A 12,891-nucleotide genomic window follows, 5' to 3' on the forward strand; every position below is an offset into this window, starting at 1 on the left:
CGCGTGCTACAACCGGCACGACCGTCGCCGCCCCTCGTTCTTAAGAACGATAGCCAGGCTTTTCCACCGCTTCCTACACTGCGAATTGAAGATAGCGCCAGGCGGCGCCAAACGTATAAGACGAAAAAATGATGACCTTTCTCGGGCTGAGGCGTCGGGTTGTTCAGTCCACATGACCATACGGGGAACGAACGATGCAGAAAAAAACGCTGGCGGTGGCGTTGAGCGGTGCCTTATCGGGCCTGGCTCAGGGGGCGGACGCCGATCGCCCCAATGTGCTGATCATTCTGGTGGACGACATGGGCTATTCCGACATCAGCCCGTTCGGCGGCGAGATACCGACCCCCAACCTGCAGGCGCTGGCCGAACGGGGCGTGCGCATGAGCCAGTACTACACCTCGCCGATGTCGGCGCCGGCGCGGTCGATGCTGATGACCGGCAACACCAATCAGCAGGCCGGCATGGGCGGCATGTGGTGGTATGAGAGCACCGCCGCGCAGCCGGGCTATGAAATGCGGCTGACCGACCGCGTGACCACATTGCCGGAGCGTTTTCGCGACGCGGGTTACGCCACCATGATGGCGGGCAAATGGCACCTGGGCTATGTCGACGGCGCCAAACCGACCGATCGCGGCTTCGAGCGCGCCTTCGCCTTTATGGGCGGCGGCACCAGCCATTTCGACGATGCGAAACCGCTGGGCACCGTGGAGGCGTTCCACACCTTCTACACCCTGAACGGCAAACGCGTGCCGTTGCCCAAAGATTTCTACTCCAGCAAGGCCTATGCCGATCAGCTGGAACAGTGGATCCGCGATACGCCGCAGAATAAGCCCGTCTTCGCCTATCTGGCGTTCACCGCGCCGCACGATCCATTGCAGGCGCCGGATGACTGGATCGCCAAATTCGACGGCAAATACGACGCCGGTTACCAGCAGGCCTATCAGCAGCGCATTCAGCGCCTGAAAGCGCTGGGGTTGATTTCCGATCGCACGCCGATGCCGACGCTGGCGCTGGATAAGGCCTGGAACGCGCTGACGCCCGAGCAGCAAAAATATGAAGCCAAGACCATGCAGGTGTACGCGGCGATGATTGCTTACATGGACGATCAGGTTGGCGCGGTGCTGAACACCCTGAAGCAGACCGGCCGCGACCAAAATACGGTGATCGTGTTCGCCACCGACAACGGCGCCAACCCGGCCAGCGGCTTCTACTACGGCTCGAAGCCGGAGTATTGGCGGCAGTTCGACAACAGCTACGCCAACCTCGGCCGCAAGGGATCGTTCATTTCCTACGGGCCGCACTGGGCCAACGTCAGCAATGCGCCGTATGCCAACTACCACAAAACCACCAGCGCGCAGGGCGGCATCAATACCGATTTCATCATCTCCGCGCCGCGGCTGAAGGGGCGCGGCGGCATCGACCGCACGCCGATGGCGGTGTATGACATCGCCCCGACGTTGTATGACTATGCCGGCATCGACGCCAACAAACCGCTGAAGGCCAAGCCGACGCTGCCGATGGTCGGCGTCAGCTTCAAGCGCTATTTCAGCGGCGAGGCCGACGGCGTGCCGCGCGCGACCTACGGCGTGGAGCTGCATAACCAGGCCGCCTACGTGGACGGCATCTGGAAGCTGCGGCGGTTGGTGAAGGCCGGGCCGACGGCGCAGATGGCGCCGTGGGGGCTGTTCAACCTGCATGACGATCCGCTGGAAACGCGCGATCTGGCCGCCGCCAACCCGGATCAAGTCAAACGGCTGAGCGAGGCGTATCGCCGCTTTGCGCAGCAGGGCATGGTCATTGAGGCTAAAGGCGCAGCGATCGACTACCTCGGCGTCGACGCCAGCACCGGCGACTACATCGGCCTGGATCCGCAGACCCACAAACCGTTGCCGCAGGCGGCACCATGAACCTGGCCCAGCTGCGCGCGCAGCAGATCCCGGTAGAGAGCGAACCGCGCGCAGCGGCGCCTTTTCATTTGCTGGTGAAGCCGATTGGCGCCGGCTGCAACCTGGGTTGCCGCTACTGTTACTACCCGCAGCGCCAGCAAGAGCGGACGCGCAAGATGGATGACGACCTGCTGGCGGAATTTATCCACGGCTACATCGCCGCCCAGCCGCGTTACAGCCGCGAGATCAACTTCGTCTGGCAGGGCGGTGAGCCGCTGCTGGCGGGGATCGGTTTTTACAAGCGGGCGCTGGCGTTGCAGCGCCGCTATGCGCCGCCGGGCGTGCGGATCAGCAACAGCCTGCAGACCAACGGTACCCTGCTGAACGACGCCTGGTGCCGGCTGTTCCGGCAGCATCACTTTATCCTCGGCGTCAGCCTGGACGGCGATCGCGAGGTGCAGGACGCCCATCGGCCGGACAAGCGCGGCGGCGCCAGCTATGACGCCGCGTTGCGCGGCATTGCGTTGTTGCAGCGCCATCAGATCGACTTCAACCTGCTGATGGTGGTGCACGACGGCGTCGCGGATCGCGCCGAGGCGATCTACGATCATGCGGTGGCGATCGGAGCGCGCTATCTGCAGTTTCAACCGCTGATGCTGGAAGGGGACGCGCCCACCGCCGGTTACGGACTGAGCGCCGCCAACTGGGGGCGCTTCATGCTGGCGGTATACCGCCGCTGGCGCAGCCGCGGGCATATCGGCCAGGTCTTCGTGATGAACATCGAACAGGTCTACGCGCAGTATTTCACCCACGTCAGCCCCAGCTGCGTGCACGCCGAACGCTGCGGCGGCAATCTGGTGATGGAGCCGGACGGGCGGCTTTACGCCTGCGATCATCTGATCAATGCGCAGCATCTGCTCGGCCATGCCGATCGCCACACGCCGCTCGCCACCCTGGCGGCAAGGGCGGTGGAAATGCCGTTCGGTAAAAACAAGAGCCTGCGCCGCGAGTGCCAACGCTGCAGCGTGAAAAGCGTCTGCCAGGGCGGCTGCCCGGCGCATGTGGGCGAAGATCGCTACAACCGGCTGTGCGCCGGCTATTACGCCTTCTTTTCCGCGCTGCTGGCGCCGCTGCGCGCCTACCCGCGCAGCCCGCAAGGGGCGATGCAATGGCGCGCCGCCGTGAGCGCGGCCGCAGGTTGAAAGCGTCTCGTCCTTAAGGACGATAGTCAGCATTTTCCTTTCCTCTCTATAGTGAGATGACCGCCGCTGGCGGTGAAAAACCTGCAAGCACCTGCATGCATCAGGCCAAAACTATAAGAGGAAATAACCATGAACCTGTCGTCGCGGTTGCACGCCCACCTGGCTCGAGGCAAGGTCGGCTTTCCCACCACCCTGGCCAGTTCGGTCGGGGTGATCATGGCCAGCCCGGTGATCCTGACGGTCACCAGCGGCTTCGGCATCGGCGGCGACACCTTCGCGCTGGCGATGCTGATCGCCTTCATCATGATGCAGGCGCAGCTCACCACCTTCTCCGAAGCGGCGGCGCTGCTGCCAACCTCCGGTTCGGTTTACGACTACATCTCCTGCGGCATGGGGCGCTTTTTCGCCATCACCGGCGCGCTGTCGGCCTACCTGATCGTGCACATCTTCGCCGGCACCGCCGAGACCATTCTCTCCGGCATCATGGCGCTGGTGAACTTCGAGCACCTCAACACCCTGATGGAAAGCCACAACGCCTCCTGGATGGTCGGCGTCGGGCTGGTAATCGTGTTCGGCCTGCTCAACGCGTTCGGCATCGAGGCCTTCGGCAAGGCGGAGATCGTGCTGACCTTCGCCATGTGGAGCACGCTGGTGATTTTCGGCATCGTCGGGCTGCTGTCGCCGCATGCGGTGCCGCTCGAGGGCTGGTTCGGCAGCACGCTGAGCCTGAACGATCCCTTCGCGGTGTTCAGCCTGATCGGCATGGCGATGTTCATGTTCGTCGGCTGTGAGCTGGTGACGCCGATGGCGCCGGAGATCAAACGCTGCGATCGGGTGATCCCGCGCGCGATGGCGCTGGGGCTGTGCGGCGTGGCGGTGTGCATGGCGCTGTATGGCGCGGCGCTCAGCCACCAGGTGGAAAACGTGGTGATCGACGCCGCCAGCGGCACGCGCCTGCTGGAAACGCCGATGGCCATCCCGGCGTTCGCCGGCCAGGTGATGGGCCAGTTCGGCAAATATTGGCTGGGCGTCGGCCTGCTGCTGGCGGGTGCCGCGACCATCAACACGCTGATGGCGGCGGTGCCGCGCATTCTGTACGGCATGGCGCTGGACGGCGCGCTGCCGCGCATGTTCGCTTATCTGCATCCGCGCTTTAAGACGCCGGTGGTCGGCATTCTGGTGGCGGTCTTGATCCCCTGCGTACATGCCTTCGCCATTCAGGGCAACCTCGACAGGATCATTCCGCTGGTGCTGGCGGCGGTGTGCGCCTGGGGCGTGGCCTACCTGCTGGTGACCTGCTCGGTGGTGCTGCTGCGCCTGCGCCGCCCCGATCTGCCGCGCGCCTATAAATCGCCGTGGTTCCCGCTGCCGCAGATCGTCTCCAGCGTCGGCATCGTGCTGGCCATCGTTTACATCACGCCGCCGGGGATGAATCCGCGCGACGTCTACATTCCCTTCGGCTGGATGATCGGCCTGACCGCCGCCTATGCGCTGTTCTGGACGCTGTGCGTGCAGAAAGTGAATCCGTTTAAGCCGGTGCCGGTCGAGCAGGTGCTGGAGAACGCGTTCGCCAAGGGCGAAAACGAGGAGGCGCAGTTTGATCGGCTTACTTCCCTCACTTAATCGCGCCTGGCGGCGAGCGCCGTCGGGCTATCGGCCGGGCGCCGCGCTGGATCGTCTGGCGCGCAACCTGGAGCCCTATACGTGCGAACGCCTGGCGCCGGGCCTGCTGCGGCTGACGCTGCCGCAGGGGCCGCAGATCGAGGTCAGCGAACAGGTGCAGGGGCTGTTTATGGCGCATATCGTCAGCCACCGCTTTCGGTTGCAGGGCACGTGCACAGCGCAGCCTCCGCTGACGCTGGACGTGGTGACCGGCGGCTGGCTGCGGCGGCGCGGAGTGCGCTATCTGCTGCGCCAGCGCCATGCGGCCGCGCAGCGGCTGTTGGACGGCCTGCTGCGCTACCCGCAGATCGGCGAGACGCTGGCGCAGCTGGATTTTCGCCGCGTGCGGCTGACGGTGAACGACGGGCGCTGGCAGGCGGATATCGAGCATTTCGCCGCCTCGGAGGTGGTCAGCCGCGTGCCGGCCGGCCGCCGCTATCTGCGGCTGGATGCCGAACAGCGGCGGTTGCTGTTGAGCAGCCTGCTGATGATCGGCCAACTGATGGAGAAGCTGAATCATGAATAGAGTGGTTGTGATTACCGGCGGCGGCACCGGCGTTGGCGCCGCCTGCGCCCGTTTGCTGGCGGCGCAGGGCGATCGGGTGTTCATCATCGGCCGCCGCCCGGAACCGCTGGCGGCGCTGGCGCAAGAGATCGGCGCGCAGGCGCTGGTGGGCGACGCCGCCAGCGGCGAGAGCTGGGCCCACACGCTGCTGCCGGCGATTCTGCGCGACGCCGGGCGCATCGACTGCCTGATCGGCAGCGCCGGCGGCATGGGCTTCAAGCGCATTACCGAGATGAGCGACGCGCAGTGGCAAGGGGCGATGGACAGCAACCTCAACAGCGCTTTCGCCAGCGCGCGCGCCTGCCTGCCGGAACTGATTAAAAGCGGCGGCAACCTGCTGTTCGTGGCCTCGATCGCCTCGCTGGCCGCCGGGCCGGAGGTCTGCGGCTACGTCACCGCCAAGCACGCGTTGATCGGCCTGATGCGCTCCATCGCCCGCGACTATGGCCCGCTGGGCGTGCGCGCCAACGCGGTGTGCCCGGGCTGGGTGACCACGCCGATGGCGGACGAAGAGATGCAACTGTTGATGGACGCCCATCAGATTTCGCTGGAGCAGGCTTACCAGATGGTCTGCCGCGACGTGCCGCTGCGCCGGCCGGCCAGCGCCGAGGAGATCGCCCGCGTCTGCCGTTTCCTCTGCTCCAGCGAAGCTTCAATCATTACCGGCGCGACGCTGGTGGCCGACGGCGGCTCCACCATTGTCGATGTGCCGACCTTGGCTTTCACTTCCCTATAAGGAGCATTCCATGAGTTCAGAAGCGGTATTCATTCAGGTTGGCGCGCTGGCGGAAGGCTTTGCGCCGCACAGCAATACGCTGGAACGCCAGCACGGCCTGGCGGGCACCACGCTGACGCTGCGTTTCAGCGACGGCGCGACGCAGCGCTGTCGGTTTACCGATGCGCAGACGCTGGAGTGGGGGGAGCGGCGCGGTATCGCCTATCGCGCCACCAGCATTCGCCCCGGCGTGCTGTTCATCGATTTTCTCGATCCCGCCCGCGCCAACGCCAGCATTACGCTGGTGTGCGACCGCAATCAGGGCAACTTCACTGCGGTATACGGCCAACTGCCGGACGAAGCGCAGGCGCGGCTCGACGCCTTCAGCCGGGTGGAGCAGGGGCTGCCGCTGACCGCGGTCGAGGCCGAATTCCGCTTCGGCACGCTGGATGACGCCGACGCGGCACCGCCGGGCTTTACCGATGAGCTGATCGGCATGCGCAATATGTACACCTACAGCCCGACCGAACGGTACGAGCACATCTACCTGAACGACAACTTCTACGCCTGGCAGTGTCTGGACGGAGTGGAGAAGGGGCTGGCGGACGTCGATCGCTGCCACTACGTGAAGGTGGCGGAGCAGCTTTATCTGTTCGTCTGGCGCGAGAAGATCATCCCGACGTTGGGCGTAGTGATGATCGATCTGCAGGGCATGCGCACCGACGGCAAGATCCTCGGTTATCAGGGCAGCGATTTCAGCGCGCTGAGCAACTTTGCGGTCGGCGCCCATGCGCAGGTGCTGAACACCACGCGTCACCCACGAGGATAGGGCGATGAGCGCAACCTATGCGGCCGACGCCTTCGCGGGGCAGGCGGTGCTGGTGACCGGCGGCGCTCAGGGCATTGGTCTGGCGATCGTCAGCGCCTTTGCCCGCCTGGGCGCCGAGGTGACGATCGCGGACGTGCAGCTGCCGCAGGCGCAGGCGGCGGCGCAGGCGCTGCGGGACGAAGGGCTGAGCGTGCAGGCGCTGGCTTGCGATCTGGCCGAACCGGGGCAGATCGCCGAGTTGGTGGCGGCGGTGGGCGAGCGGCACCAACGGCTGGACGTGGTGATCCACAATGCCGCTTACTTTCCGCTGACGCCGTTCGCCGCCATCGACGCGGCTCTGCTGCAACGCACGCTGAGCGTCAATCTGATGGCGCCGTTCTTTCTGGCGCAGGCGGCGCTGCCGTGGATGCGCCGCCGGGGCGGCGGCTGCCTTCTGGTGACCTCGTCGGTGACCGGCCCGCGGGTGGCCTACCCGGGGCTGGCGCACTACGCCGCCTCCAAGGCTGGGGTGAACGGGTTTATTCGCGCGGCGGCGCTGGAGCTGGCGGCGGAGAACATTCGCGTCAACGGCGTGGAGCCGGGGATGATCCGCACGCCGGCGATGGCCAACCTGGGCGACGCGCAGGTGAATCAGGCGATCGCCGCCTCGGTACCGCTCGGGCGGCTGGGGGAACCGGAAGACATCGCCGCGGCGATGGTGTTTCTCGCCTCGCCGGCGGCGGCCTACATCACCGGCCAGACGCTGGTGGTGGACGGCGGCGCGCTGCTGCCGGAAACGAATTCTCTGCTTACTTGACGCTGCAGCGTTGTTGGCTGCAACGCCAATTAATTTGAGAATTCCGGTTGGTTAAATCACTGCTTGGTGGGATGCGCGGTGACGTTGGCGGGCAGGCTGTCGCCCAGGGTGATCAGCTCGTCCAACAACGTCATCAGCTGGTCCATTTTTTGCCGCGAGAAAGCGGCTTCAATCTCGGCGTAGCCCTGTTCCACCTGGTGGCGCGCCACTTCATACAGATCCTGGCCTTGCTGGGTCAGCGACACGTACAGCTTGCGCTGATCGTTAACCGGCTTGAGGCGGAAGATCAGCTTATCACGCTCCATGCGCGACAGAATGCCGGTCAGGCTGGGGCGCAGGATGCAGGTTTCCGCCGCCAGTTCGTGGAATTCGATCGAACGGCTGTTGGCCAGCACGCGGATGATGCGCCACTGCTGCTCGGTCAGGTTGTGGCTTTTCAGGATTGGGCGGAAGAACCCCATGGCGGTTTCGCGCGCCTGCAGCAGGGCGATGGTTAACGATTCATGCATAAGTTTGGCCTTAGCTATCAAGGTGTTCGTTGTTACGGCGCTCGTTATGGGGGCGCCTGCCCCGCAAAGCCCGATTTTGTTAATAACTTAATAGTAGCCAAAGTTACCCGTAGGGATAAAGCAAAAATGCAGGGCGCAGCGAAAAATGGCGCGAAAAATGATTAATGCATTGAATAATCACGCTAATGTTCGTTATTTGTGAATATTTTGTTATCACGATCACAAATCACTCCAAGCGCGTTGCGTAAAAGCTGCACAGCGTATAAAAGTAATCATTAATATATTAATGAATGCCGGTTGTCATGTTTTGCCATTGGAGGAGTTCGCATGAAAGGCACCGTATTTTCCGTTGCGCTGAATCACCGCAGCCAACTGGACGCCTGGGATCAGGCGTTTCACCAGCCGCCGTATCAGACCCCGCCCAAAACCCCGGTCTGGTTTATCAAACCGCGCAACACCCACCTCGCCAACGGCGGGGCGATCCCGTTTCCGGCCGGTGAAACCGTGCACAGCGGCGGCACGCTGGCGGTGATCATCGGCGATACCGCGCGCAAGGTGCCGGTGGCGCAGGTGGGCCGTTATCTGGCCGGTTACGCGCTGGCCAACGACGTCAGCCTGCCGGAAAGCAGCTTCTACCGCCCGGCGATCAAGGCCAAATGCCGCGACGGGTTCTGCCCGCTGGGGGAGATCGGCCAGCTGGCGACTGCCGATCGGCTGGAGATCGTCACCGAGATCAACAGCGTGGAGCGGGATCGCTGGTCCACCGCCGATCTGGTGCGCTCGGTGCCGGAGCTGATCGCCGCCATCAGCGACTTCATCACTCTGCAGCCGGGCGATGCGGTGCTGATCGGCACCCCGCACCAGCGGGTGGAGATCAAACCGGGGGATGAGGTGACGGTGCGCGCCGCCGGCCTGCCCACTCTGACCAACCGCGTCACCCAGGCAGGAGCCGCATCATGAAACATGCTCGTATTCGCCATCATGGCCAGGTCTTCAACGTGCAGGTGGACGAGCAGCTGCGCGTCACGCTGCCGAACGGCGAGGTGCTGCAGGAGCGCGAAGTGGAATGGCTGCCGCCGGCGCAGGGCACGGTGTTCGCCCTGGGGCTGAACTATGCCGACCACGCCAGCGAGTTGGAATTCAAGGCGCCGGAAGAGCCGCTGGTGTTCCTCAAGGCACCGAACACCCTGACCGGCCACCGCCAGGTGTCGGTACGCCCGGCCGGCGTGGAGTACATGCATTACGAAGCCGAGCTGGTGGCGGTGATCGGCAAGACCGCGCGCAACGTCAGCCGTGAGCACGCCATGGAGTACGTGGCGGGTTACACCCTGTGTAACGACTACGCCATCCGCGATTACCTGGAGAACTACTACCGGCCGAATCTGCGGGTGAAGAGCCGCGACACCCTGACGCCGATCGGGCCGTACATCGTCGATCGCGACGACGTCGCCGATCCGCACCGGCTGGCGCTCGGCACCTATGTCAACGGCGAGCTGCGCCAGCGCGGCAGCACCGCCGACATGATTTTCGACATTCCGTTCCTGATCGCCTACCTGAGCGAATTCATGACGCTGCAGCCGGGCGACATGATCGCCACCGGCACGCCGAAAGGGCTGGCCGACGTGCAGCCGGGCGATGAAGTGGTGGTGGAGATCGAGGGCATCGGCCGTCTGGTTAACCACATTATCAGTGAAAAAGATTACGAGGAGAGCCTGCGATGAAAACCATCAACCACTGGATCAACGGTAAGAACGTCGCCAGCAAAGAGTATTTCACCACCACCAACCCGGCGAACGGCGAGGTGCTGGCGGAAGTGGCCTCCGGCGGCCAGCTGGAGATAGACCAGGCGGTGGCCGCGGCGAAAGAGGCGTTCCCCAAGTGGGCGAATACGCCGATGAAAGAGCGCGCGCGCCTGATGCGCCGTTTGGGTGAACTGATCGACCAGAACGTGCCGCAGATCGCCGAAATGGAAACCGCCGATACCGGTCTGCCTATCCATCAGACCAAAAACGTGCTGATCCCGCGCGCCTCGCACAACTTCGAATTTTTTGCCGAGGTGTGCCAGCAGATGAACGGCAAGACCTACCCGGTGGACGACAAGATGCTCAACTACACGCTGGTGCAGCCGGTGGGGGTATGCGCGCTGGTGTCGCCGTGGAACGTGCCGTTCATGACCGCCACCTGGAAAACCGCGCCTTGCCTGGCGCTGGGCAACACGGCGGTGCTGAAAATGTCCGAACTGTCGCCGCTGACCGCCGATCGCCTGGGCGAGCTGGCGCTGGAAGCCGGCATTCCGGCCGGGGTGCTGAACGTGGTGCAGGGCTACGGTGCCACCGCCGGCGACGCATTGGTGCGCCATAAAGACGTGCGCGCGGTCTCCTTCACCGGCGGCACCGCCACCGGTCGCCGCATCATCGAAAGCGCCGGGCTGAAGAAATTCTCCATGGAACTGGGCGGCAAGTCGCCGGTGCTGATCTTTGAAGACGCCGACATCGAGCGGGCGCTCGACGCCGCGCTGTTCACCATCTTCTCGATCAACGGTGAACGCTGCACCGCCGGTTCGCGCATCTTCATTCAGGAGAGCATCTACCCGGAATTCGTCAAACGCTTCGCCGAGCGCGCCAACCGTCTGCGCGTGGGCGATCCGCAAGATCCCAACACCCAGGTGGGGGCGCTGATCAGCCCGCAGCACTGGGAAAAAGTCTCCGGCTATATCCGCCTCGGGGTGGAAGAAGGGGCAACCTTGCTGGCCGGCGGCCCGGACAAACCGGCCGGTTTGAGCCACGGCAACTTCCTGCGCCCGACGGTGCTGGCGGATGTCGATAACCGGATGCGCGTGGCGCAGGAGGAGATTTTCGGGCCGGTGGCCTGCCTGCTGCCGTTCAAGTCGGAAGAAGACGGCCTGCGCATGGCCAACGACGTGGAGTACGGCCTGGCGTCGTACATCTGGACGCAGGATGTGAGCAAGGTTCTGCGCCTGGCCCGCGGTATCGAAGCCGGCATGGTTTTCGTCAACACCCAAAACGTACGCGATCTGCGCCAGCCGTTCGGCGGCGTGAAAGCCTCCGGCACCGGCCGCGAAGGCGGCGAATACAGCTTCGAAGTATTCGCCGAAATGAAGAACGTGTGCATTTCCATGGGCAACCACCCGATCCCGAAATGGGGCGTTTGAGCCTCAGGCCACAATAATAACGAAAGAGATGAGAACAATGACGACAAAACTTACCACTGATGCTGTCCCTGCTCCCGACGTCGTGCGCTGTGCCTACATGGAAATTCAGGTCACGAACCTTAAAGCCGCACGCGAATTTTACGTCGATATCCTCGGCCTGGTCGTGACCGCCGAAGAGGATGAAACCCTCTACCTGCGTTCGATGGAGGAGTTTATTCACCATAACCTGGTGCTGCGCGAAGGCCCGGTCGCCGCCGTGGCGGCGTTTGCTTTCCGCGTGCGCACGCCGGAAGACGTCGATCGCGCCGAAGCGTATTTCAAGGCGCTTGGCTGCCGTACCGAGCGTCGGGTGAACGGGTTCGCCAAAGGCATCGGCGATGCGGTGCGGGTAGAAGATCCGCTCGGTTTCCCGTATGAGTTTTTCTACGACGTGCAGCACGTCGAGCGTCTGGCCTGGCGCTACGATCTGTATACGCCGGGCGCGCTGGTGCGCCTCGACCACTTTAACCAAATCACCCCTGACGTGCCGCGCGCCGTGGAATACATCCAGGGGCTGGGCTTCCGCGTGACGGAAGACATCCGCGATGAAGACGGCGTGGTTTACGCCGCCTGGATGCGCCGCAAGGCCACGGTACACGATACCGCGATGACCGGCGGCGCCGGGCCGCGCATGCACCACATCGCCTTCGCCACCCATGAAAAGCACAACATTTTGGCCATCTGCGACAAGCTCGGCGCGCTGCGCAAATCCGATTTGATCGAACGCGGCCCCGGCCGCCACGGCGTCTCCAACGCGTTCTATCTCTACCTGCGCGATCCCGATGGCCACCGCGTGGAAATCTACACGCAGGATTACTACACCGGCGATCCGGACAACCCGACCGTGACCTGGGACGTGCATGACAACCAGCGCCGCGACTGGTGGGGCAATCCGGTGGTGCCGAGCTGGTATACCGAAGGATCGCTGGTGCTGGATCTCGATGGGCAGCCGCAGCCGGTCATTGAGCGCAGTGCGCCCAGCGAAATGGCCGTCACCATTGGCGCAGACGGTTTTTCCTATACCCGTGAGGGCGATACGGAAAAAGGTTTCAAACTTGGCAATACGCTGTAAATGCCGCTGCGCGGGCCGCGCCCGCGCATATTTGCCGTCTGGAGAACGCTATGCCCCATTTTTACGCTGAATGTACCGACAACATCCGCCGCGAGGCGGATTTGCCCACCCTGTTCGCCAAGGTCAACGAGGCGCTGGCGGCGACCGGCATCTTCCCGCTGGCCGGCGTGCGCAGCCGGGCCATCTGGCTCGATACCTGGCAGATGGCCGACGGCAAGCAGGATTACGCCTTCGTGCACATGACGCTGAAGATCGGCCACGGCCGCAGTCTGGAAAGCCGTCAGCAGGTGGGCGAGATGCTGTTTGCGCTGATCAAGGAACACTTCGCCGCGCTGATGGCGCAGCGTTACCTGGCGCTCTCTTTCACCATGGAAGAGCTGGATCCGGTGCTGAATTACAAACAGAACAATGTCCACGCGCTGTTCAATAAAGCGTGAATAAGGG

At 63.8% G+C, this 12,891-nt stretch carries 13 protein-coding genes; 12 read left to right on the forward strand and 1 reads right to left on the reverse strand.

What is annotated here, in order from left to right:
- Positions 1 to 194: 194 nt before the first annotated feature.
- The 7 genes from ACP3TA_RS08470 (at position 195) to ACP3TA_RS08500 (ending at position 7,655) form a co-directional block, all read left to right on the forward strand.
- Positions 195 to 1,907, forward strand: coding sequence for an arylsulfatase (locus ACP3TA_RS08470; protein WP_060659988.1), 1,713 nt, complete (start codon positions 195 to 197; stop codon positions 1,905 to 1,907).
- Positions 1,904 to 3,088, forward strand: a complete 1,185-nt coding sequence (locus ACP3TA_RS08475; protein WP_206196059.1) for an anaerobic sulfatase maturase — start codon at positions 1,904 to 1,906, stop codon at positions 3,086 to 3,088. Before ACP3TA_RS08470 ends, ACP3TA_RS08475 begins: the two co-directional genes overlap by 4 nt.
- A gap of 129 nt (positions 3,089 to 3,217) precedes the next feature.
- Positions 3,218 to 4,711, forward strand: coding sequence for an APC family permease (locus ACP3TA_RS08480; protein ID WP_060659986.1), 1,494 nt, complete (start codon positions 3,218 to 3,220; stop codon positions 4,709 to 4,711).
- Positions 4,686 to 5,276, forward strand: coding sequence for a DUF3156 family protein (locus tag ACP3TA_RS08485; RefSeq protein ID WP_060659985.1), 591 nt, complete (start codon positions 4,686 to 4,688; stop codon positions 5,274 to 5,276). Before ACP3TA_RS08480 ends, ACP3TA_RS08485 begins: the two co-directional genes overlap by 26 nt.
- Positions 5,269 to 6,051 carry an SDR family NAD(P)-dependent oxidoreductase gene (locus ACP3TA_RS08490; RefSeq protein WP_046688188.1) on the forward strand — a complete coding sequence of 261 codons (783 nt, stop codon included), beginning with the start codon at positions 5,269 to 5,271 and terminating at the stop codon, positions 6,049 to 6,051. The genes ACP3TA_RS08485 and ACP3TA_RS08490 overlap by 8 nt, the downstream gene beginning before the upstream one ends.
- Before the next feature lie 10 nt (positions 6,052 to 6,061).
- Complete coding sequence (locus tag ACP3TA_RS08495; RefSeq protein WP_033651371.1) at positions 6,062 to 6,859, forward strand: molybdenum cofactor biosynthesis F family protein; 798 nt, start codon at positions 6,062 to 6,064, stop codon at positions 6,857 to 6,859.
- Positions 6,860 to 6,863: 4 nt separating this feature from the next.
- Positions 6,864 to 7,655: an SDR family oxidoreductase gene (locus ACP3TA_RS08500; RefSeq protein ID WP_206196061.1), complete on the forward strand. Its 792-nt coding sequence runs from the start codon at positions 6,864 to 6,866 to the stop codon at positions 7,653 to 7,655.
- A gap of 56 nt (positions 7,656 to 7,711) precedes the next feature.
- Here the strand turns inward: ACP3TA_RS08500 and hpaR are convergent, their stop codons facing one another.
- Positions 7,712 to 8,164 (reverse strand): homoprotocatechuate degradation operon regulator HpaR, encoded by a 453-nt coding sequence (gene hpaR / locus ACP3TA_RS08505; RefSeq protein ID WP_025305183.1) that lies wholly within the window; start codon positions 8,162 to 8,164, stop codon positions 7,712 to 7,714.
- 327 nt (positions 8,165 to 8,491) lie between these two features.
- Between hpaR and ACP3TA_RS08510 the strand changes: the two genes are divergently transcribed.
- From ACP3TA_RS08510 to ACP3TA_RS08530, 5 genes are read left to right on the forward strand one after another with little or no spacing between them, the layout of a single operon-like run.
- Positions 8,492 to 9,124 carry a fumarylacetoacetate hydrolase family protein gene (locus tag ACP3TA_RS08510; RefSeq protein WP_206196062.1) on the forward strand — a complete coding sequence of 211 codons (633 nt, stop codon included), beginning with the start codon at positions 8,492 to 8,494 and terminating at the stop codon, positions 9,122 to 9,124.
- Positions 9,121 to 9,885, forward strand: coding sequence for a fumarylacetoacetate hydrolase family protein (locus ACP3TA_RS08515; RefSeq protein WP_206196063.1), 765 nt, complete (start codon positions 9,121 to 9,123; stop codon positions 9,883 to 9,885). The genes ACP3TA_RS08510 and ACP3TA_RS08515 overlap by 4 nt, the downstream gene beginning before the upstream one ends.
- Positions 9,882 to 11,336: a 5-carboxymethyl-2-hydroxymuconate semialdehyde dehydrogenase gene (gene hpaE, locus ACP3TA_RS08520; RefSeq protein ID WP_197754558.1), complete on the forward strand. Its 1,455-nt coding sequence runs from the start codon at positions 9,882 to 9,884 to the stop codon at positions 11,334 to 11,336. Before ACP3TA_RS08515 ends, hpaE begins: the two co-directional genes overlap by 4 nt.
- Positions 11,337 to 11,373: 37 nt before the next feature.
- Entirely contained in the window at positions 11,374 to 12,447 is a 1,074-nt protein-coding gene (gene hpaD, locus ACP3TA_RS08525) for a 3,4-dihydroxyphenylacetate 2,3-dioxygenase (protein ID WP_426784583.1), read from the forward strand.
- Between the two features lie 50 nt (positions 12,448 to 12,497).
- Positions 12,498 to 12,884: a 5-carboxymethyl-2-hydroxymuconate Delta-isomerase gene (locus ACP3TA_RS08530; protein ID WP_004933172.1), complete on the forward strand. Its 387-nt coding sequence runs from the start codon at positions 12,498 to 12,500 to the stop codon at positions 12,882 to 12,884.
- The last annotated feature ends 7 nt before the right edge of the window (positions 12,885 to 12,891 follow it).

The organism is Serratia sp. 2C06, from assembly GCF_050037615.1.
Taxonomy (GTDB): Bacteria; Pseudomonadota; Gammaproteobacteria; order Enterobacterales; family Enterobacteriaceae; genus Serratia; species Serratia ureilytica.

What these genes read in the sequence shown, in the direction of transcription:
- ACP3TA_RS08470 (WP_060659988.1), top strand. Translation starts at nt 195, where the DNA reads ATGCAGAAAAAAACGCTGGCGGTGGCGTTGAGCGGTGCCTTATCGGGC.
- ACP3TA_RS08475 (WP_206196059.1), top strand. Translation starts at nt 1,904, where the DNA reads ATGAACCTGGCCCAGCTGCGCGCGCAGCAGATCCCGGTAGAGAGCGAA.
- ACP3TA_RS08480 (WP_060659986.1), top strand. Translation starts at nt 3,218, where the DNA reads ATGAACCTGTCGTCGCGGTTGCACGCCCACCTGGCTCGAGGCAAGGTC.
- ACP3TA_RS08490 (WP_046688188.1), top strand. Translation starts at nt 5,269, where the DNA reads ATGAATAGAGTGGTTGTGATTACCGGCGGCGGCACCGGCGTTGGCGCC.
- ACP3TA_RS08495 (WP_033651371.1), top strand. Translation starts at nt 6,062, where the DNA reads ATGAGTTCAGAAGCGGTATTCATTCAGGTTGGCGCGCTGGCGGAAGGC.
- ACP3TA_RS08500 (WP_206196061.1), top strand. Translation starts at nt 6,864, where the DNA reads ATGAGCGCAACCTATGCGGCCGACGCCTTCGCGGGGCAGGCGGTGCTG.
- hpaR (WP_025305183.1), bottom strand. Translation starts at nt 8,164, where the DNA reads ATGCATGAATCGTTAACCATCGCCCTGCTGCAGGCGCGCGAAACCGCC.
- ACP3TA_RS08510 (WP_206196062.1), top strand. Translation starts at nt 8,492, where the DNA reads ATGAAAGGCACCGTATTTTCCGTTGCGCTGAATCACCGCAGCCAACTG.
- ACP3TA_RS08515 (WP_206196063.1), top strand. Translation starts at nt 9,121, where the DNA reads ATGAAACATGCTCGTATTCGCCATCATGGCCAGGTCTTCAACGTGCAG.
- hpaE (WP_197754558.1), top strand. Translation starts at nt 9,882, where the DNA reads ATGAAAACCATCAACCACTGGATCAACGGTAAGAACGTCGCCAGCAAA.
- hpaD (WP_426784583.1), top strand. Translation starts at nt 11,374, where the DNA reads ATGACGACAAAACTTACCACTGATGCTGTCCCTGCTCCCGACGTCGTG.
- ACP3TA_RS08530 (WP_004933172.1), top strand. Translation starts at nt 12,498, where the DNA reads ATGCCCCATTTTTACGCTGAATGTACCGACAACATCCGCCGCGAGGCG.